Here is a 21379-nt window from a genome sequence, read left to right on the forward strand (position 1 = left end):
CAGATCAATACAGATTAATCCGCCTAGATCAATAAAGAGCTCTTACATCGCCTTCCTCATCCTAGCATCTATCTGTCGTTGATATAGAATGAGGTTACGGCAGATAGAGACTAATCAGTGAAAGAAACATGATAAACCAAGGTGATTACGATAAATTTCAAGCAAGATTAATCAAGAAGGCAAGGAACAAGGCCTTTCCTCTTAAGGCAATGTTTGAACTTACCTATAGGTGTAACCTTAAATGCCGACACTGCTATGTGTGCGATGGCGAGAATAGAAAAGAATTACAAACCCAGGAGGTCTTTTCTATTCTTGATCAGTTGGCAGAGGCAGGATGTCTAAATTTAGGTTTTACAGGAGGAGAGCCTTTCCTGCGAAAGGATATATTTGATATTTTAAGATATGCTAAGAATAAGGGATTTAATACCGTACTTTTGACCAATGCGACTTTGATTGAAGAAGCTGATGCAGACAGGTTAAAAGAGTTGGGTCTAAATAAGATTGATGTATCTTTTCATACTAGGAAGCAAGAGGTTTTTGATTGGTTTACTCAAAGGCCTGGTACATATAAAAGAGTCTCAGAGGCAGTCAGGCTCTTAAGAAAAAAAGGCATTGATGTTTTTCTTAAAACGACTGCAATGACTATAAATAAGGATGAGATTTTAGCCTTGAGGCATCTTGCAGTAGAGAAATTTGGCGCACATTTTCGCTGGAGTTCGATAATAACTCCAGACCTAGAGGCTAATAAGGAGAATTTGAGGTTTCGTTTAACAGCAGAGGATGTTAATTGTCTAGAGAAGCAGATTAGAGATGATAGTGTAATAGAATTTGAAAAACTAGACACCTTGGAAAAAATAAATAGAAAGTCAGCGAAAAGGCAAAGGCCTATTAGAAAGATAAATCATAACCAGCTGTTTCATTGTGGTGCAGGCAAAACAGAGGTTGTAATAGACCCCTATGGCCAGATGAGATTATGTCTGGATATACCATTCCCAAAATACGATATTTTAAAGAGTAATTTCTCCCAAAGCTGGAAGATGTTAACTGATTTTGTAAGAGATACAGCTGGCGGGTCTAGTTATCAATGTCAAGACTGTGAACTTATTCAATATTGTAAGTCTTGTCCTGCGTATGCATGGCTTGAGTGCGGTGACATCAGTGCTTGCCCGCCATATTTTAGAGAGCTGGCGCGTCTGGCAAAGATGGAATCCGAAACAGAGGATATAAAGATTGCATGAGGAAAGAACTTAGATTAGAAATTGCCGGGATTGGATTTTTATTTCGTTATAATAATTGTCAGATTAAAGAAGGCAGATATAGTCCAGCATACCTTGAGGATTTTATTAAACCGGGTAATAATAGTGATTTCATTATTGATCTTGACGTGGGATCTCTTCCTGCAATTCCTAGGGGGAGGCTGTTGTTTGAATCAAAGGAGAATTGGCGTTCCTTTGCGCATAACGGAAGTTTCCTAATCGAGACTTACTATGGTAAGTCAGAGATAACCAGGGTTTGTGTAATAAATAAAGATCTAAGTAAGGCAAAGGTATATATCTCACCCTGGACAGACGAATTTGATAAAAAGAAAAGACTTAAAAACAATCCTCCCAAGAACTGGTCACTGGAGACATTTTTTTCTGTTTTAGGCCAGCTTATTTTAATCAACCTATTACATAAATATCAGGGGCTTCTTTTGCATGCCTGTGGTGTAGTTGTTGATGGTGCGGGATTAGTTTTTCCCGGGATATCAGGCGCAGGCAAGACGACTCTGACAAGGTTATGGCAGAAGAGGGGTGGCCTTGGCCTATTAAGCGATGATCGGGTAATTATTCGAAAGATAAATAAAGAATATTTTGTTTCTGGAAGCCCTTGGCCAGGCGAGGCCAGGATTGCCTCTGGTAAATCAGCGCCGCTTAGTAAAATCCTGTTTCTTTCCAAGGCCAATCAAAATAAACTCAAAGCCCTAGGAAAAAGAGAAAGTCTATATCTGCTTATGAGGCAGTGTTTTCCTCCTATATGGGATAGACAGGCGATTGATTTTTTTCTTAAGTTTTGCGCAAGTCTAGTCGAAGATGTCCCCTGTTTTTCATTTGGTTTTGTTCCGGATGAAAGCGCGCTAGATTTTATTTTAAAAAACCACTCATGATTAAAGAGTTAAGATTTAGGAAAGAATTTACAGAAAGGCTGGAGCGAAAGCGCGATAAGATGGATTTTCCCCGCAATGTAATTTTTGAGATTACACATCAATGCAATCTGCGTTGTCGGCATTGCTATGTAGTGCCAGATTCCAGAAAAAAAGAATTAACGACTTCGCAGGTTAAATCAGTTTTTAAGCAATTAGTTGATGTAGGTTGTCTTCATCTGACCTTAACTGGTGGTGAGCCTTTAGTGCGGCCGGATATCATTTCCTTGATTGACTATGCCCGCAGGCTAGGGCTTTTTATCCATCTTTTTACCAATGCCACCCTTATAAATCTTGAGATTGCTGATAAATTAGGAGAGCTTAGCCTTACATCCTTAGAGATATCTTTTCACAGTCTTAAGCCTAAACGTTTTGATTCCTTTACTAGAGTGGAAGGTTCTTTTGATTCGGTGATGAAGGCAATCAGGCTTGTTAAAGAGAGAAAAGAAAGCATTGCCTTAAAGATAAACATAACCAAGGCAAACCTTGATGAGATTGATGATTTCAAAGAGTTTGCGAATGATTTAGACGCGGTCATTGAATGGGGAACTATTCTTAGACCAAGGAATGATGGTTCACAGGATAATCTATCTTTACGTCTTGAGCCAGAAGAGGCATTAAAGCTAGGCTATATGCTTGGTCTTGAATCTATTCTTGATGAGCCAATACATAATAATAAAGAATGTCATCCTCCAGAAAATAAACTCACCAAGCCAAATAGAAATAGGATAGAGAGCGAGTTATTTCGTTGTGGGATCGGCAGTGAAGGTTTAGTTATTGACCCCTACGGAGAATTAAAGCCTTGTCTTGTGCTTGGCCTTTTAGGCTATTCTATTTTTGATAGCAGTCTAAAGCAGGCATGGATAAATTTAAGAGCTGATTTGAATTCAATGAAACCGACAGCTGATTATAAATGTCTTGATTGTAATCTAGGGCATTATTGTTCATCTTGTCCAGCAAGAGCGAAACTTGAATGTAATGATATGAACTCATGTCCTGATTATTATCGTCGGCTGGCAGAATTAAGGTGTCAAAATAATGGCTATAAGAATTCAAGAATATAAGGACTTTAGCTTGAGGCTTCATGATAAAGGTTCAAGAAAGCCGATTCTGGGACAATTTGAGCTCACCCATAACTGCAATCTTGCTTGTCAGCATTGTTATGTTGTAAATGAACCCCAAAGGCAGGAACTTTCTTACAGTGAGCTTTGCCGTATCTTTGATGAAGTTTATGAACAAGGATGTTTCTGGCTCTGTTTTACTGGAGGCGAGCCCCTGTTGCGGAAAGATTTTCTTGATATTTACTCATATGCCTACAAAAAAGGATTTCTTATTAGTATCTTTACTAATGCGACACTTTTTAATGAGAATATAGCAGGACACCTTAAGGATTTTCCGCCCTTTTGCATTGAGGTAACCTTGAATGGCATTACTAAAAAAACATACGAATTAATTAGCCAAAGGCCGGGTTCTTTTGAGCTAGCAATGCGCGGCATTGAACTTATCCGAAAGTTTAAGCTCCCCTTAAAGTTAAAATGCCAGATAATGACTTTAAATATAGATGAGATCGATTTGATGCGTAAATTTTATGATAAGATGAACATGGCTTTTCTTTGCAGTCTGATAATTAACCCACGCTTAGACGGTTCGACTCAGACCACTTCTTTGCGTTTGCCGATTGAGAAAATATTGGAACTTAGAAGGCAAAAAGAAGGACTAGCTGAATGTAGTGATTCTTCAAGGGATATCTTAGGTATGTTGATGCTTCCAGATAAGAAAGAAGACATTTTTTTAGAGGAAGATTCATCATTTGACGGGGATAATGAATTAAACCTTGCCTCTGATGCGCTGTTTCGTTGTCCAGGAGGAACATGGGCATTCTATGTTAATCCTTATGGTGAACTTTGTTTTTGTAATTCGCTAAGAGAGCCAGCGTGGGATTTGCGCAAGAATTCATTCAAGCAAGGTTTTTATGAATTTTTTCCAAAGATTCGCTCAGAGAAGTTTAAAACCGATTCTAAATGCCGAGATTGCGATATCAAGTCAGACTGCCTTAGTTGTCCGGCAAGGGCTTATTTAGAGACAGGTGATAGAGAGGCCCCTTTGCCCTATTATTGTGAGTTGGCTCAAAAAAACAGGAAGAAAGAAATCAGGACTTAAATTGTAATTATGAATAGTAGGCGTTTACGTGTCGGCATAATATCACGAAAGAATTTAGGTTCATTAAACAGCCTAAGCTGTAGGGTGCTTTTTAAAAACGCCTTAAAGATCGTTGAGAGTAGATTCAATGCGTGCTGTTGCTTCCTGAATAGCTCTACTAACTCAAACAAGAAGGAGATAGCACTTAAGAAGCTTACCTCTTCTTGCGATGTGATTTTGGAATTAGCTCCAGGGCAAATGTTTGATATAAAGGCCAAATCAATACCTAGAGTCTTTTTTGCACTTGGTTTTATGTCAAATCCTTTCAATCTCATGGCTAGCTTTAACAGAAAACTCATGACAGCCAATTCCGTTCTTTTCTCATGCAAAGCGGATTTGGAAATGTTTAATAAAATATTTGGCAAGACAGGACGCAGTATGGGCTATATTGTGCCTTTCCCTCTAGAAGTTAATGAATTCAAACCACAAAGTGAGCTTGAAAATAAACGCATGCGAGAAAGATTTGGTATTGGAGGAGATGTCTTTCTTATCTTGTATGCGGGAAGAATTAACGTGCAGAAGAATATACACACATTACTTAAGATATTTAGAGAGGCCATTAAGAGATTTCCGCAAACAAGACTTTGTATAGCCGGCGAAGAAGACAGGGGTGGCTTTGAAGAGTTTGGTATTAGTAATAATGGATATACCGGCTATATTAGGAGGAAATGCCTTGAATACGGGATTGCCGATAAAGTAATATTTACTGGAAAATTAAAAAGAGAAGACCTTATATCTTTATATTCAAGTGCTGATGTTTTCATGAATTGTACTATCAGCCAGTATGAAAATTTTGGCTATTCCCAGGTTGAGGCTATGGCCTGCGGCACGCCGGTTATTTGTTCGCATTGGGGTGGATTGAAAGATACAGTTATTCATGGTAAGTGCGGTTATCATATGCCAACCATACTTAGCAATAACGGCGTAAAGGTTGACTGGCAAAGTGGCTTAAGGCAGTTGATAGGTCTCTTAGAAGATAAGGATAGACTCAAAGAAATGTCAAGACAGGCAAGAGAACACGCAAAGCTAAACTTCTCTTTCGATAGATTTGCTAAGATGTTAGAATTCGTACTTTTAGATACAATGAAGCGCAATAATAAGAATAAAAAACACCACTATTTGCTAAAGATTAAAAAAGAAAATCCTCATTTTATGAATTTATTCATGGAGTATCTGTATGTAAACCGTAAAAATTACAAGAAGGGGCCGGTCTGTGTGAATAGCCCCAAAAGCCTCTTCTTTAGGCGAAATTATAGTCACTATAAATCTTTTATAAAAGCCTACAGTTCTCTATCTGGTTCTGAAATGCTTAAAAGAAATGGCTCCATACCCTACTTTCTACAGGATGTCAGACTTATGTATAAAGGGCAGCGCCTTTATATCCAAGATCCTCTCTGGCCAGCAAGATACAGATTAGAGGATTGGCAATTTAGAATTGCCTCAGTTATTGATGGCAATAGAAGCCTGGAGGATATTAATTCTAATTTTATACACAGGGGTTTTAAAAAAAGGAGAGATTCGCTTAAGAGGTTCTATAAGCATCTTGCTGAAGAGGGCGTAGTATCATTTCTTAGTAATTAGTTTAAGAGCATTTGAAAGAAATATATGAGCAGAAAAACTTATTTTGATTTACTTTACAGACTAAAGGATAATATCTTTCCTTTAAGGGCACAGATAGCATTAACCTATAGGTGTAACTTAAACTGCGTTCATTGTTTCGAGAATAAGGACAGTCGAGATGAGTTAACCCTTTCAGAAATAAAAGATATATTAAATCAGCTAAAAGATCTGGGTTGTTTGCGGCTAAATTTTACAGGAGGAGAGTTATTTTTAAGAAAAGATGTATTAGAGATTTTCGAGCTTGCGCGCAGGATGAATTTTGACTTTAGCCTAATAACTAACGCTACGCTCCTAACAGAAGGCCTAGTCAGGAATATTAAAAAATTTAATCCTTCAACGATACAGATTAGTCTCTATGGGGCAACTAAGAAGGTCTATGAATCTATTAGCAATGTTTCTGGCTCTTTTAAGAAAACATTAGATGCAATTTCACTTTTAAAGGTGCATAATCTAAAATTAAGAATAGCTACAGTTGTAATGCGCCAGAATTTTCACGAAATAAAAATTATAAGACAGATGGCCAGAATTAATAAATGGAATTTGATAACAGATTATTGCATATCGCCAGGATATAATGGTTCAAGAGTTCCTTTAAAATGCAGAATGACTCAAAATCAGCTTAAGAAAGCTGTTACTGAACTTAAGTCAGAAGGCAGGTATTTAAAAAAAATGAACACTATCTCTAAAGAAAGGCTTTTCTGTCTTTTATCTTTTTGTCAGCATGAGTGTTATATTTCAGCACAGGCAGATGTGTTTCCATCATGTACTTTAAGAATGAAACTAGGCAGCCTAAGAGAAAAATCCTTTGAAGAAATCTGGAGAGATTCCCAAGTTGCCAAGACCTTAAGGGGCTTGAAAAAAGAGGAGTTATATTGTCTGCGTTGTAGGCTTTTTTTCTACTGTTGTTTTGACAAAGGCATGGCCTGGTTGGAGCATGGAGATTTTAGGCTTCCAGCAAAAGAGATATGCAGGGTAATGAAGGCAGGAATAAGGAGAGATGGTAAGCTCTTGCCGCCAGGATTAGTGTCAAAGGTTAAATTCCCGTCCACTATTTCGTTTTCTTAGCAAAACGAAACAGGACTATTGGGGGAGATTAAAGGGGGTGTAATGATGAGAAAGGATTCCAAAAAAATTTCAAAGACAAGAAATGCTAAGGACAAATATGAGAAGCCAAAACTTTTCAAATACAGAATGGTAGATGTTGCCAGTGCTTTAGTAGCTGGACAGATAGAACCTTTATGAATAGAGCAGATGTTTGCTTGATATCCTATGGCTTGAATTAGTTTTTCTAATGGGTAGATTATATATTTACTGAAGGAAAAATCTATCTGTTAACTAATAAATAAACTTGGAGGTAGATATGGCCTTAAGGGAAGGATGCAATCGTTTTAAAATCCAGAAGGATAAAATTGCCCACCGCTTAATTAATAATGAAGTGGTAATTTTGCATTTAGAGCGTGGTCTTTATTTCAGTCTTAATAAAACCGCTACTTTTATCTGGAAACTTATAGAGCAAGGCAGGGATTTAGGCCAGATGTCAGAGGCGTTCGCTAAAAGGTTTGAATGCAAAGAGGCAGAGGCAATAAAGGATGTCAATGTCTTAATAGGCGATTTAGAAAAAGAAGGACTCATAGATAAGATTAAGAAATAATGAACTGTTTTGAGATTATTGAAAAATATTAAATTAAAAAACACGCAAACCAAAGTATTAAAGCTCAACTTCAGCCTATGAATATTGCTATTATTGCTCATTCCTATTTGCCTGATGTTGGTGGTAGCCAGGAAACAATCAGGGGATTAGCTAAAGAATTTTCAAAGCAAGCTCATGAAGTAATTATTTTGGTACTTACTCCTGGCCCAGGCGGAGAATTCAAGAATGCAACAGAAAACCATTTTTTTAGATTTAAGGCATTCGAGGTTATTGAGGGGATAGATGTTCATAGACTACGCGTTCCTTTTCTAGGAGTTCCCCGCATAGGAATAAAAGGACTGATTGACACCTTAAGACTCCTTGTTTTTTTACCGGGTGTATTAATAAAATCAGCCAAGATAATAAAAGACAATAAGATTCAGATAATTAATGTCCATTATGCAGGCATAAATGCATTTTGTACTTGGCTGCTTTCCTACCCACTCTCCTTAAAATACATAGTTACATTGCAGGGTTTTAATGTGCAGGTACTCCCATTTTTAAAAGGTTTGAGAGGATTTATTATTCGTTTTGTTTTTAAGTCTATATTGCAGCGCGCCAGTTTTGTTACTGCCTGTTCTGAGTATCTACTTAATGATGCAAAAGAAAGAGTCCCCCAGATAAGAAATAAGTCTTGTGTTATCCCCAATGGCATAGATTTGGATGAGTTTAAGCATAACGGCCGAAGTTTAATAGATTATCCCTACATCCTTTGCCTGGGAAGACTGCATGCACCCTTTAAAGGTTTTGATATTGCCCTGCTTGCACTCAAGGATATCCTAGATTCAGGCCTTGATATAAATCTGGTTCTAGCCGGAGACGGGCCAGATAGCGCTGAATATAAAAAACTTGCAGAATCTTTAAGCATAGAGAAAAATGTGCATTTCTTTGGTCTGGCCAACCGCGTAGAGGCAGTATATTTTATTAAAAACTGCCAATTCTTTGTGATGCCTTCACGCGTTGAACCTCTAGGTATTGTAAACTTAGAGGCCATGGCCTGTTCTAAGGCAGTCATTGCCTCAAGAGTAGGCGGTATACCAGAGGTAGTTGAGCACGGTGTAAATGGGTTATTAGTTGAGCCTGCGGATGTCAAGGTGCTTGCTAGAGCCATAAAAAGATTATTAGTTGATAAGGACTTAAGAGTTAAACTCGGCAGAAACGGCAGGCGCATGCTAGAGGCTGGAGAATTTTCTTGGCAGAGGCTATCTCGTAGATACCTAAAACTGTATAGAGAATTTTTATAAATAATGCAGAATAATTCCTTCGACTTTAATTTAGCTTCAAAGATAAAGAACAAAGAGGCAGGCATAAGAGATATACGCAATAGGAATGGAATATGTGAAGGCTTGCCTGCGGTTTTAACCATCGTTGATACTACAAGATGTAATTTAGACTGCATAATGTGTGTAAGAAATAAAGGCTACTTACAAACTGCTTTAAGGTCTTTTAAGCGCTATAGTCGGCGTAGAGATGAGACTGTCATGAATTTTAATCTGTTTAAAAAAATAGCCAGCGAGATGTTTCCTCATATTAGCCGAGTTTGCTTAAGCGTAGCAGGGGAGCCTTTTATTAATCCAAATTTTCCTAGACAGCTAGAGCTAATTGAATCCTATAAGGTTTGGCTAGACCTCTTTACTAACGCTACTCTCATACCCAAGGATGAGCTTTTGAGGAGATTAGTTAATAGGCTATCGCGCATGGTAGTTTCTATTGATGGCGCCAGCAAGAAGACTTACGAGAGCATAAGAAAAGGAGCTAGATTCCAGGAGGTTATAGATAATATTAAGCGTCTTAATACAGAAAGAATGAAGATAGATAAAGAAATAAGGCCTAAGCTCGTCTTCTGGTTTGTATTGATGAGAAGGAATATCGAGGAATTGCCAGAATATGTGCGCTTAGCCCATAGCCTGGGGGCAGACGGGATAGGTGCGGCGCATGTTACTATATTCAAGAAAAGCTTAGAGAAAGAATCGTTGGTTTATCACAAACAGTTAGCCAACCGCTATTTAAAACAGGCAAGAGATTTAATTGACAAATTGGGCCTGGAGACTTTTGATTTTCCTCCTTTGTTTTCGCAGGTTCCTGTTTCGCAAGATAAAGTTGATACTCCAATGCCTAATTCGCCGTGCAAATTTCTCTGGAGAGAGGCGGTCATTGAATTAAATGGAGATGTTTATCCTTGTTGTGCTCCCGAGAAAACCGGTTTACTGATGGGAAATGTCAGCAAGCAATCTTTCAGAGAAATCTGGAGTGGTAAGCGCTATCAGATATTAAGGGCAAGTTTTGAGGATGGCTATTTATATCCACCTTGCAAGAATTGTTATCAACGATTAAAAGATCGTACCTCAGATAACAGCGGTATCTATTTTTTCGAAAACGTATAGTTAGGCCTTAAGAAAGTAATTATGAATATAACAATTTTTCCTCATGCCTATTTGCCTAGCGTAGGGGGCGTAGAAGAGGTAGTCAGAAATCTAGCCAGAGAATTTAAGGCAAAAGGCCATCGTGTAGGACTAATAGTATTTGTTCCACTTAGAAGATTCAGGGCACGTGAGATTATTGAAGGAATAGAAGTTAGAAGATTCTATGTTCCCTTTGTAATATTGCCCTATAGAGTGAGCTGGCGAGCTTTTCTTGATGTAGTTGAAATGCTTGTTTGTTTGCCTCTTGCCCTGGTTAGAATAGCGCGCATACTCAAAGAAAATAATAGCCAAATAATACACATACATTATATTGGCGTAAATGCATTTTATATTTGGTTGCTTTCCTATTTTCTCTCCTTAAAATACATCGTAAGTTTGCACGGCTTTAATTTACAAGTAATACCTTTCCTGAAAGGCGCAAGCAGAGCTGTTCTTAATTTTGTTTTTAAGTCTATATTGCAGCGCGCCAGTTTTGTTACTGCCTGTTCTGAGTATCTACTTGATGATGCAAAAGAAAGAGTCCCCCAGATAAGAAATAAGTCTTGTGTTATCCCCAATGGCATAGATTTGGATGAGTTTAAGCATAACGGCCGCAGTTTAATAGATTATCCCTACATCCTTTGCCTGGGAAGACTGCATGCACCCTTTAAAGGTTTTGATATTGCCCTGCTTGCACTCAAGGATATACTAGATTCAGGCCTTGATATAAATCTGGTTCTAGCCGGAGACGGGCCAGCCCGCACTTCTTATGAGAGATTGATAAGATTATTAAAGATAGAGAAAAATGTGCATTTATTTGGTTTGGCAAATAGAAAAGATGCAGTAAATTTAATCAGAAACTGCCAATTCTTTGTGATGCCTTCACGCGTTGAACCTCTAGGTATTGTAAACTTAGAGGCCATGGCCTGTTCTAAGGCAGTCATTGCTTCCAGAGTAGGCGGTATACCAGAGGTAGTTGAGCATGGCCTAACCGGATTATTAGTTGAGTCATGCAGCGAGAAAGCACTGGCTGCAGCGATAAAGCGACTTATGGAAGATAAGAATTTAAGAATCAGACTTGGCAGAAACGGCAGGCTTAAGGCTGAGCAACGTGGATTTTCTTGGGAGTTTATAGCCGATAAACATCTGGAGATATCAAAAGGATTTTTGAATTATGAAGATTGACCCCTTTGATTATACAATAGGCTTAAAGATAAAAAATATAGAGGCGGCCTTAAGGGATAGGGAATTTCAAAATAGCACCTGTGAATCTTTCCCTGCATCTTTAACCATTGCAGATACTACAAGATGTAATCTAGACTGTATAATGTGTCATCACCATTTGGCCAAGACATATACAAAGTCTGCAAGCAATATTAATATGGATTTTAATCTATTTTCGAAGATTGCCAAAGAGACATTTCCCCATATTAACCTTGTTAGTTTAAGTGTATCTGGAGAACCTTTCATTAATCCAAATTTTTCTAAAGAGTTAGAGTTAATCGCTTTCCACAAGGTTAAGTTAGGTATTATTACTAACGCCACACTCATGCCAAAAGGCGATAGCCTAAGGAGACTTGTTAATAATCTCTCTAGTATAATTGTTTCTATTGATGCTGCTAGCAAGAAAACTTACGAGGCTATAAGAAAAGGCGCTAGATTCCAACAGGTTATCGATAACGTCAAGCGGCTTAATAGGGCAAGACTAAAATTCAGTAAAAGTTTTAGACCCAAGCTTATCTTCTGGCTAGTTTTGATGAGGAAAAATATTGAAGAGTTATCAGAATATGTGCGCTTAGCTCATGCTCTTAAGGCAGACGGGATAGGACTGGTCCACATGTCAATACATCATGAGAAATTAAAAAAAGAATCATTGATTTACCACAAGCGATTGACGAATCGCTGCTTAAAGGCAGCAAGAAAGCTAATAGATAGTTTTGGCATTGAAGTCTATAATATTGCACCTTTGTTTTCTTTTGGTAGGACACCCATTAAAAAGAGCTATTATACTTTAAACAAGAGACCTTGTAAATTTCCTTGGCGGGAGGCATTTATTGAAGTAAATGGTGATGTTTATCCTTGTTGTGCTCCGGACAAAAGTGGTTTATTGATGGGTAATGTTAGAGAGCAGACGTTTAGACAGATTTGGAATGGCAGGCGCTATCGATTATTGCGAACCAGCTTTAAAAACGGCAATCTATTTGCTCCTTGCAAGAACTGTTACCAAAGATTAAAAGATTATACCTCAGATATCAGCGGTATCTATTTCCCGCCGCCTATTGCATGAAAATGTCAGAACAAATCCACAAAGAACAAGTCGCTAAAGACCTCCTTTATGAATCTATAAAAGATGGCAGGAAGCGATCTCTAAAGGTAATAGGTAGTTGTATGCATCCAGTGATACAGCCAGGGGATGAAGTATTTTTTGGAAAAAGAGAGAAGTTTAGATTCGGTGATTTAGTGGTTTACAGGCAAAGTCAGGGCTTTATTGTCCATAGGTTTATTAGAAAGGCAAAGGTTAATAACAAACTAGTTTTTATATTAAAGGCAGATAATCCCTCTGAACTTGAGGAATTCATCGGGCAGGATGAGATTATCGGCGTAGTTACTAAACTGAGACGTAACGGCAGGATTTTAATTATTGATACATTTGCAGGCAGACTTACGAGTTTATTTTATTTCTGTCTGGCTAATTTAAATCTTGCTCAAAGTAGGCTAAAACAAAGGCATGAGCTCTTAGCTATTAAGGCACTGCCTGCTAGATTAAAGAGTATAATTTCTACTAAAGTCTTCAACCTAAAAGACGTTTTTGCCTTTGGGATAGTAGAGACTGAGCAAGATTCATTTTTGAAAGAAAGGAAGACATTAAAACTAGTCGCTAAAGATTCGCTTTGTAAGGATGAGGAAACGCAATTAATAGATTTATTGAAAAATGGCCTTGATTGGCAATACGTCCTAGAGAGAATTAAATGGAATTTTATCATACCTTTTTATATTCAAAAGCTAAAGAGTTTCGGCTGGGAGGAAGATTTATATAGAAGGAATCACTGTTTAGATTTAGAGAATATCCATAGACTTCAGCTTATACAGGATACAAAAACTAGGCTTATTCTAGACGGGGTATTAGGGGAATTTAATAAACATGGTATTAAGGTGCTCGTACTTAAAGGAGCTCATTTAGGAATAGAGGTTTATGAGGACAGTTCCCAGCGCTGGATGGGAGATATTGATTTAATCTTGAGAATAGAAGATTGGTCTAAGGCATGCAAGATCTTAAATGATTTGGGTTTTGTGCTTGATTGGTTTTGTAAAGACTATAATATTTGGAGCATAAGATATCTAGATAATCATATTGACTTTCGCAAGCAAGGTATAAAATTAGAATTAAAAACAGGCATTTGGGCCATAGATTTTCCTTATTTCAATTATAGTCTTTGGCAAGATGCCAGATTAAAGAGGATAGGAAAAGCAGATATATATTTTCCTTCCTATGAGGATACTCTTCTGATAGCCTGCGTTAATCTCGTTCGCCATAATTTCTCAGGATTAATCTGGTTCCTGGACACAAAAAAGATCGTTGATAAATTTAAAGACTCATTAGATTGGGATGTATTTTTAGATAAAGTCTCTAGATACGATTTAGGAACCGCAGTTTATTACGGACTTTATTTAACTGATAAGTTATTTTCTTTAACATTACCCCCTGATTTGTTAGCTAAATTTAAGCCGCCTAGATTGGTGGATAAATTATTCAATTTCTTCTGGGATAGGAAAGCGATATTACTTGAAAAGGAAGGCCTTGTATTTAAGAACAAGGTGCCTTTTGAGTGCGCTTTTGTTTTATTCTGCGGCAAGTTTAGTTTTAGGCCTGAAAAATTTGTAAGATATGTAGTATATTTATTAAAGCTGATTTTTCCTCCCCAAGACTTTATCAGAGATAAATACAAGATTAAAGTCAATCTAGTTAGCCTATCAAGATGTTATTTAGTTAGATTGTTTAGTTTTTTATCTACGTTGTTTAGTTTGCTCTTTGACTTATTTGCGGATAAAGACAGGCGAGCCTAATTTATAGCAATTTGCCTAGAAGCCTGGGGATTTCTCTAATCTGATCTAGGCTATAAGAAAGGGCATAGGATCTTGCCTGGTAGGCGAGTCGACAGAGATTCTGTATTTGGTGTTGGCGGATAATTATGTTTTTTTCCTCAGGAAGACTATTTACCTTATCATAGGCTAAAATAGTAAAACTTTCTTTTGTCTTCAACTTTTTTAATTCAGGCGGCCGCAGGGGATTGTCAGATTGACAAATGAATAGTATTACGCCTAAGCATGCGCGTTCAGCCGGCTTAGCCGGGAAATACTCTTGTGCATAAAAAGAGGTAGCAATTTTTCTTCCTTCATTTAATGTAAGGAATTTTAGAGATTGTTTATCTAATTTCATTTTAAGAGGAAAGGAGAGTATTCTATCTTCGTGCAGGATAGCAAATTCATCTGAAAGAAAATTATAACCTTTATCTATAAGGGCTGCGGCTAAGGTGCTTTTGCCCATACCGGGACCGCCACAGATAAGCAGGGCCTTATTCTTTTTAGATACTACTGCCGAATGTATTAAGGATATATTGTGATATGCCAATATTCGCCGTAAGGGCGAGATTATTGTTAAGTGCAGCAGGTTTTCTATTGTTAAACTGGAGGGGTAGAGCAGCTTGGCGTTGATTTTATTCTCTTTGGGATTGGCCTCAAGCGATATATTTTTTATCCAACAATCAAGAGAAAAGTTCTCATCTTTTAGGCCAGCAACGTCAGAACGCCCATTTTTAAACGCCTTATTTTTAACAGAGAGATTTAGATCAATTTCTATATATTTGTTATAACTGCGGAATTTTGGAAATTTCAGTTCTTCGCAAAAGGCGTTAAACAGAGATTGGCAGTCAGACTTAAAATTTAATTTGATGTTATGTAGATATATATTTTTTGAATAGGTTTGCATAGCTTAAATTGGTAATTAATTTTAACTTTTTTAATTGCCGCAAGAGTGTTAAGTAATCAGCCCCTGCCTTTTTGTAGCTTGTTTTGTGTTTTTTCATTAGGCATTTTATAATTTTTTCCGGAGATTTTTTTAATAGAAGGCCTTCTAGTATATCAAGGGAGGATTTTGTAGTAAAATTAAGTGATTTTAGGATGTCGGCGAAAGAATATTTGCTTTCATCTATGACTACAAAGACAAATTCATTGCATAGTTTTGCCCAGACAATTTTTTCATGTTTTAGCTCGTATCTCTTTTTTAGCTCGTCCATTTTTACACCCCTGTTGATAGCTAAATATTAACACAGTCAAAACCATAGGTCAATTGTTTAAGAAATTTAGCAAAAGATTATGTTTGATTCAGGCATAAACCAAGACAGGCTTAAATTAAAAGATGTAAAAGAAGGATTTAGGTTTTTTCTTCGTTTCAATAAATATATATTACGTTACTGGAAGATACAGCTGCCCATTCTGATTATAGGAAATGCAACAATGATGCTGGGTCTTGTTAATCCTTATATCGGGAAATTGATATTGGATAAGGGCATCCTCGCCAGAAATTTTAATGTATTTATTCTCTTTACCATTATCTCTGTAACGATCTTTTTCATTTCTATTCTTTCAAACATTGCCTATGATTATTTGAAAAATTATGCACTGGTTAATATTTCTATTGATCTTAATCGGGATGTATTTAGGAGGCTAAAAAAATATTCCTTGAGCCAATTGCAGATGAGCTCAACCGGTGTGCGTATCTTTCGTATAGTCAATGATATCGGCAATGCCTCCGAGGTTATCAATGTTACACTTGTACACATTATAAATTCAATTATTAAGATGATTTTTATAACCGCTATCATAATATTTATTAACCCTCTTTTTTTGTTGATTATTATTGTTTATCAGTTTTTGGTTATTATCAGGATGAGATTTTTTGTTAAGTCTTTTGAGGAATTGAAAAAGATGAAGTTAAAAGCCGTTGAGAGGCTTTTTCATAGTCTTAATAATTTCTTCTCACATCTTTATCTTAGTAAGACCTTCGGCACCATGGGTAGGGAGATAGGAAGGTATATGCATAGCTTCTTTGAGCATATAAGGTTGCACATGAGAGGCGTACGTTTGGGGGCGATTGCTGGATTTATATCCAGCATTTCTGATAAATTCTTCTTTGGGGCCTTAGCTTTTTACGGAGCATATCTTGTGATAAAGGGCGAGATAACCTTGGGCACAATGGGTGCGATGCTTGCCTATATTAGTCAGGGAGTAGGGGCATATACAGAGCTTACTAGTTTGTGCGAAAAACTGGTGTTTAACAAGATTTCTTTAGAGAGGGTAGCAAAGGTATTGGATGAACCACTTCCTGAAAATCTTCCTCAGAGAGGTGGAGTTAGGCCGCAAGATTTAAGGAGGATTGAATTTAGGCAGGTGAGTTTTGGATATCAAGCCAATAAAGAAATAATAAAAGGTTTAAATTTTAGTATCGAGGCTGGGTCTCATATTGGCCTGGTTGGCCATTCTGGTTGCGGCAAGACAACGCTGCTTAGCCTTATTTTAGGGCTTTATCCTGTTGAGAACGGTAAGATATTATTGGCTGATAGCCAGCTAGAGGCAATAGATTCTGCCTATCTTCTTTACAATATTGGCATAGTTTTGCAGGAGCCGTTTCTTTTTGATGACACTATCGCTTATAATATTTCCTATGCCTTAAATGAGGCTAGAGATAAAGATATTATTGAAGCAGCGAGGCTTTCTGATATCTATAGTTTCGTTAATTCTCTGCCTAAAAAATTTGATACAACTGTGGGAGAGAATGCCTACAGGCTTTCTCAAGGCCAAAAGCAGCGGATTGCTATCGCGCGTGCATTAATAAAAAGGCCGCAAATTTTAATTTTAGATGAAGCGATGTCTTCTCTTGATTCAGAAACAGAAAGCAAGATAATCGCTAATATAAAAAACAAATTTTCCGATTCTACGATTATCTTGGTATCGCATAGATTGTCAGCTGTAAAGACAATGGATACAATTTATTATTTTAAAGGGCCGCATATTATGCACATAGGCTCGCATGATAAATTACTTGATGAGCTCTCTGATTATAGAGAATTCTTTAGAGAACAGATTTAAAAAGGTAGTTTTAAGATTATGAAAATACGCTTATACATCGGATTATTACTTTTGAAAATTACCGAAACGTTCAATCTCATGGGCAGGATATTTAAAAATATTTTACTAGTAGTTCTCCTGCCTCAGGATCTAAGCAGCCTTAATAAATTAGCTTATAATAATAAGGGTAATCTAAATGCGCTCTCAAGTTTGGCAACGCGAGGGCTAAATGAAGGAGAGAAGGAATTAATTTCTAAATATTGTCTTAAGCCGGGTAAGTTTCTAGTCTTAGGCTGCGGTGCAGGCAGGGAAACTTATGCATTGGCAAAGATGGGTTTTGTTGTTACGGGTATTGATTTCGTAGAGACCTTGTTAGGAAAGGCAAGAGCTGTAGCAGAAGAAGAACAGTTGAGGATAGAATACATTAATAAAGATATTCTTTTATGGGCCGAGGAAGAGAGAAAAGAAAAATACGATTATATCCTTGTTTCAAATAATGTCTATCTGCAGATTCCTTCAAAAAAAATACGGATTAATTTTCTTAATAGGGCGCTTAATAAATTATCTGATGATGGCCTTTTTATTGTAATTAATAACTGCATATCTGATCTTAAATACTCTAAAATTCAGTTTAAATTAAAAAGGCTCTTGGCAAGAATCATGTTCGCAAATGTCGGAATAGAAGCAGGCGACTGGATACCAATTCGTCAATTCTTTCACCGGCCGCAAAATAAGAATGAATTTTTAACTGAATTTCAAGATAGCGAAGCCTTAATCTATGAGGTTAGAGAAGATAAGAATCTTATTTCGGTTTTGCTAAAACATTCAAATGGATAAGAAGTTAAAAGAAGACATTGAAGTTAATGAGAGAGGGCTAGAGGTCCCTTGTCAGGATAGCAAGCTTTCACAACTATGCTGTGAGTATTCTGATTTACTGCCCTGTTGTAATGCCCTTATCCCAAGGGGAAAACGTTTTAGGGACCGGGCTAAAATATTATGGGGTAAGGTGAGTTTTCTAGACCTTTTTGAACTAAAGAAGGAACTTCTAAAAACAGATTATTTTAAATTTAAAACAACAAGTTGGTGCATGTTTCCAGTCTTAAAAAAAGGCGATACGTTAAAGATTGAATCTTGTAGTTTGAATGATTTAAAAATAGGTGAAATACCAGTTTATCGTAGAAATAATAGATTATATTCACATCGAATTGTGGATAAGCATATTCTAGAAGGAAAGGAGCGGATAATAACAAGACCAGATACAGCTAAGGTCAGGAAGGGCCTCTTGCAAGAAGAGCTAGAAGAGGAGGATTTATTAGGCAAAGTAAGGGAAGTAGAAAGAGACAAAAAGAGATTTCCTCTAGAAAAAAGGGAAGCTAATTTTTGGGAGAAATTCTTATACACCAGACATAAACTCTCCTTGGCTTTATTGAAATTATTGTCTCGTGTTTCTATGAAAACTTTAACATGCATTCAATCTCTTTGGATTTATAGATGGTTAGGAAAAAAGCTAATTAAAAGATTGGAACCCAATATAGATTTCCAACTCGCCACACCCTCAAGGCACAAGTTAGAAATATATGAATATACACCATTAGAAAAAAGAGATAATTTTCGACCAAGAGAATATAAAAATTTTCATATTATTATGAAATCAAAAGATACGCCTATAGGATGCATTACATTCTTGAACAGAGATAAGAATTGTCCATATACAGGTTTTTGGTTAGCTGAGCTGTGGATCAGGCTTAGATATAGAGGGCTGGGCCTGGAGTCGTTTTTAGTCAACAGAGCGCAAGATTTTTTAAGAGAACGCGACCTAGAGCACATTTCTTATCCAAGGCCTCCTGTTGTGCTAAAGCGTTCTTTTTTGAGGGCTCCGCTTTATTTTAACAGCCAGGAGTTATTGATTGTTTTATCCAAGGATAAAACAGATGAAGATCTGACTAAGAGGGCACTTAGCCTTATCAGGGCCGGAATTGATTGGGATGTATTTTACAAGTTAGTTATAGCCAGTGGCAAACCCGCGGCTATAATGAAACATATAAAGTTTTTAAGTGGTCTTGAGGCGGTTGGTCATTCTGCAATTGACAGATTAAAGGGAGCCTTCTTTGATACGATTGACTCTACTACACGAAATCACAGGCAGTTATTGGATATACTCAAGGAGTTCTCAAAAGCAAAAATTAGCGTTATTCCTTTAAAAGGTACATATTTATCCCAAAGACTCTACGGAGATATCTCACTGCGAGGAAAGAATCTAGATATTGATTTGTTGATAAAAGAGCAGGATATAGAGAGGGCAACGGCTTTATTGAAAGGATTAGGCTATAAAGAAAGACCAGAAGAAGAAATTAGCATCTGGCGTTGGCAGAAGACATTCTCTAAAGAAGGTTTTGCCTTTCTAGAGTTACAGTGGGATATTACAATGATGCTTAGAGACAGCCAGAGGATAGAAGGGTTATGGCAAAGCGCTGATAATGTCAAGATTCATTTAGAAGGAGTAGACTTGAATATTTGTCAATGGGACAATGAAGCGCTCCTTCTTTATCTTTGCGTAACTTTAATTAATAGTAGTGGTTATAGAGATTTAAGATATTTCTTTGATATTTTTCAATTGCTAGAGAACACAAGCACATCTTTTGACTGGGGTGCTTTTATTAAAAAGGCTAGAAGATACAAGATTAATAATTCTGTATTTGCCAGCTTGCTAAAAGCAAATGAAATCCTGAATGCAAAAGTTCCCAAGCCTGTGTTAGAGGAGTTAAAGCCGTCTTTCTTAAAAGGAATATTAATACGTATTTTCTTAAGCCGGAGTGTGATATTTACTGATAATCTAAGAAGAAGGTTTATGGATAATTTTTTAAGTTATATCTTTTTTGAGCTGCTTGAGGCAAATTCAGCTAGAGATTACCTAAGGATCGTAAAAAGAGTAATGTTTCCGCCTCGGGAGCTTCTAGAGATTCGCTTTGATAATCCAGCTTCGGCAAGAATTAGTATTTCCTCAAATTGGCAATATTCTCTCTGCGTCCTAAAGAGGCTTTGTAAGTCTTTCAGTCTCATAGGGAGAATTCTTGTAAGATAAAAAGCCCAGCCCTCAAGACAGCTCTAAGATAAAAATGCTTTAATCTTCCTTGTTTTTAAGCAATGGGAGTTGTCAATAACCTATTATCTTGCCAAAGTTTGCGACAGAAAAACCTTGACACTTCTTGATAGCTAGATTAAACTTAAATATAATAGTGTAAGTATATTCAGGCCATTGAATATAAGTGAGGCTAGGAGCGCTAATGTATACAGAATATTGGTCAATTAAAGACAAGCCGTTTGAAAATACTCCTGACCCGCGTTTTATCTACTATTCCTCTAAACACGAAGAGGCATTAAGCCGTATGCTTTATTGCATTAGAGAGAAGAAGGGTGCGGGTATGCTTACAGGAGATTATGGCTCAGGTAAAACTCTTCTTTCTCGAGTTTTACTTAAAGAGTTGAAGACGGAAAGATATACCGATGTATTAATTTTTAATCCAGTCCTAAGCCCTATTGAATTTTTGAAAGAGATAGCCTATCAGTTGGGCCAGGATTCTGTTCCGGATAATAAGGTGGATATTATTCACGTTCTAAACGGTCTTCTTTATGAAAATTACACTAAGGGTAAAGATACAATAATTTTGATTGATGAGGCACAGACAATTGTAAGTGATGAGGTGTTTGAGGAATTACGTCTTATATTGAATTTTCAGCTTAATAACGCCTTTTTATTGACGCTGATTCTTATTGGACAGCCAGAGTTGGTTAAAAAGATAAATAAGATACCCCAACTAAGTCAACGCATAGCAATAAGGTATTTTCTCTCTAGTCTTGAGGAAACAGAGACATATGAATATATAAAGCATAGGTTAAACGTTGTCGGAAGAGAAAAGAATATATTTGACGAGTCTGCCTTAAGGTTAATTTTTAGGGTCTCACGCGGGATACCGCGGGTCGTCAATAATATCTGTGATATGTCGTTGTTGGTTGGTTTTGGCGCAAAGAAAGAATTGATTGATGAGGTAGTTGTGCGCGAAGTCATCAGAGATATGGAGGATGGCCACAGTAAAGAGGCAAACCCCACTCCTTTACATCGATTGTATTAGAACATTAGCTAACCCAGGATAAGACGAAGCT

General features: G+C 37.0%; 18 protein-coding genes. 16 read left to right on the plus strand and 2 right to left on the minus strand.

Annotated elements, in window-relative coordinates; translation table 11 throughout:
* The first annotated feature begins 128 nt into the window (after positions 1-128).
* The 12 genes from KJ593_01300 (at position 129) to KJ593_01355 (ending at position 14158) form a co-directional block, all read left to right on the plus strand.
* Complete coding sequence (locus tag KJ593_01300) at positions 129-1238, plus strand: radical SAM protein (GenBank protein ID MBU2540515.1); 1110 nt, start codon at positions 129-131, stop codon at positions 1236-1238.
* Entirely contained in the window at positions 1235-2146 is a 912-nt protein-coding gene (locus tag KJ593_01305) for a hypothetical protein (protein MBU2540516.1), read from the plus strand. Before KJ593_01300 ends, KJ593_01305 begins: the two co-directional genes overlap by 4 nt.
* Positions 2143-3246 carry a radical SAM protein gene (locus KJ593_01310; GenBank protein MBU2540517.1) on the plus strand — a complete coding sequence of 368 codons (1104 nt, stop codon included), beginning with the start codon at positions 2143-2145 and terminating at the stop codon, positions 3244-3246. Before KJ593_01305 ends, KJ593_01310 begins: the two co-directional genes overlap by 4 nt.
* A complete protein-coding gene (locus KJ593_01315; GenBank protein ID MBU2540518.1) occupies positions 3221-4342 on the plus strand; it encodes a radical SAM protein in 1122 nt (373 codons plus the stop codon). Before KJ593_01310 ends, KJ593_01315 begins: the two co-directional genes overlap by 26 nt.
* 9 nt (positions 4343-4351) lie before the next feature.
* Positions 4352-5962 carry a glycosyltransferase family 4 protein gene (locus tag KJ593_01320; protein MBU2540519.1) on the plus strand — a complete coding sequence of 537 codons (1611 nt, stop codon included), beginning with the start codon at positions 4352-4354 and terminating at the stop codon, positions 5960-5962.
* Between the two features lie 24 nt (positions 5963-5986).
* Positions 5987-7066, plus strand: a complete 1080-nt coding sequence (locus tag KJ593_01325; GenBank protein MBU2540520.1) for a radical SAM protein — start codon at positions 5987-5989, stop codon at positions 7064-7066.
* A 295-nt stretch (positions 7067-7361) separates the two neighbouring features.
* The gene (locus KJ593_01330; GenBank protein ID MBU2540521.1) at positions 7362-7652 is read left to right on the plus strand and encodes a PqqD family protein; all 291 of its coding nucleotides are present in this window, start codon (positions 7362-7364) and stop codon (positions 7650-7652) included.
* Positions 7653-7729: 77 nt separating this feature from the next.
* Entirely contained in the window at positions 7730-8935 is a 1206-nt protein-coding gene (locus KJ593_01335; GenBank protein MBU2540522.1) for a glycosyltransferase family 4 protein, read from the plus strand.
* 3 nt (positions 8936-8938) lie between these two features.
* Positions 8939-10075 carry a radical SAM protein gene (locus KJ593_01340; GenBank protein MBU2540523.1) on the plus strand — a complete coding sequence of 379 codons (1137 nt, stop codon included), beginning with the start codon at positions 8939-8941 and terminating at the stop codon, positions 10073-10075.
* A 21-nt stretch (positions 10076-10096) separates the two neighbouring features.
* Positions 10097-11278 (plus strand): glycosyltransferase family 4 protein, encoded by a 1182-nt coding sequence (locus KJ593_01345; protein ID MBU2540524.1) that lies wholly within the window; start codon positions 10097-10099, stop codon positions 11276-11278.
* On the plus strand, positions 11268-12380 hold the full coding sequence (locus KJ593_01350; GenBank protein MBU2540525.1) for a radical SAM protein: 1113 nt from the start codon (positions 11268-11270) through the stop codon (positions 12378-12380). The genes KJ593_01345 and KJ593_01350 overlap by 11 nt, the downstream gene beginning before the upstream one ends.
* Entirely contained in the window at positions 12377-14158 is a 1782-nt protein-coding gene (locus KJ593_01355) for a nucleotidyltransferase family protein (protein ID MBU2540526.1), read from the plus strand. The genes KJ593_01350 and KJ593_01355 overlap by 4 nt, the downstream gene beginning before the upstream one ends.
* A gap of 1 nt (position 14159) precedes the next feature.
* Here the strand turns inward: KJ593_01355 and KJ593_01360 are convergent, their stop codons facing one another.
* A complete protein-coding gene (locus KJ593_01360) occupies positions 14160-15080 on the minus strand; it encodes a hypothetical protein (GenBank protein MBU2540527.1) in 921 nt (306 codons plus the stop codon).
* Positions 15046-15387, minus strand: coding sequence for a hypothetical protein (locus KJ593_01365; GenBank protein MBU2540528.1), 342 nt, complete (start codon positions 15385-15387; stop codon positions 15046-15048). Before KJ593_01365 ends, KJ593_01360 begins: the two co-directional genes overlap by 35 nt.
* A 79-nt stretch (positions 15388-15466) precedes the next feature.
* Between KJ593_01365 and KJ593_01370 the strand changes: the two genes are divergently transcribed.
* The 4 genes from KJ593_01370 to KJ593_01385 all read left to right on the plus strand — a co-directional run bounded on the left by KJ593_01370 (position 15467) and on the right by KJ593_01385 (position 21348).
* On the plus strand, positions 15467-17239 hold the full coding sequence (locus tag KJ593_01370; GenBank protein MBU2540529.1) for an ABC transporter ATP-binding protein/permease: 1773 nt from the start codon (positions 15467-15469) through the stop codon (positions 17237-17239).
* Between the two features lie 18 nt (positions 17240-17257).
* Complete coding sequence (locus tag KJ593_01375) at positions 17258-18055, plus strand: class I SAM-dependent methyltransferase (protein ID MBU2540530.1); 798 nt, start codon at positions 17258-17260, stop codon at positions 18053-18055.
* Positions 18048-20300: a nucleotidyltransferase family protein gene (locus KJ593_01380; GenBank protein ID MBU2540531.1), complete on the plus strand. Its 2253-nt coding sequence runs from the start codon at positions 18048-18050 to the stop codon at positions 20298-20300. Before KJ593_01375 ends, KJ593_01380 begins: the two co-directional genes overlap by 8 nt.
* Positions 20301-20502: 202 nt before the next feature.
* Complete coding sequence (locus KJ593_01385; GenBank protein MBU2540532.1) at positions 20503-21348, plus strand: AAA family ATPase; 846 nt, start codon at positions 20503-20505, stop codon at positions 21346-21348.
* Positions 21349-21379: the final 31 nt, after the last annotated feature.

It is taken from the genome of Candidatus Omnitrophota bacterium, from assembly GCA_018830005.1.
Classification (GTDB): domain Bacteria; phylum Omnitrophota; class Gorgyraeia; order JAHJTE01; family JAHJTE01; genus JAHJTE01.